Here is a 289-nt window from a genome sequence, read left to right as displayed (position 1 = left end):
CTGTTGCGGTGATAGCAATGTGGAAGCCATGAACAGGCGCGTCAGCGGCTTGGTCTGGTCGCGCCGGCTGGTGATGCGGATGAAGGCTTCGTGGCCGGCCATCAGTGGCTTGGTGGCGGCCACGACCTCTGCCTGACGCCACTCGTCACGACCATGGCTGGTCTCGCTGCGCCCCGCCACAGCGGGGGCGGTTTCGGCCAGATGTTGTTTGGCATGAGCGAGCCAATGGCGTCGGTTTCCCTTGAGCGCCAGCAGATAGTTCCCGCCACCATCGGTGATGGCTTTTGCC

Annotated in this window: 1 pseudogene; it reads right to left on the bottom strand. The window is 64.0% G+C overall.

Features of this window, described 5'->3' with window-relative positions:
- Nucleotides 1–289, bottom strand: a pseudogene (locus EN845_RS34880) (ISAs1 family transposase); the annotation flags it as partial.

Source organism: Mesorhizobium sp. M8A.F.Ca.ET.202.01.1.1, assembly GCF_004791595.1.
Lineage (GTDB): Bacteria > Pseudomonadota > Alphaproteobacteria > Rhizobiales > Rhizobiaceae > Mesorhizobium.
Note: the sequence above shows the minus strand (reverse complement) of the source record. Positions and strands in the feature narration are given on the sequence as shown.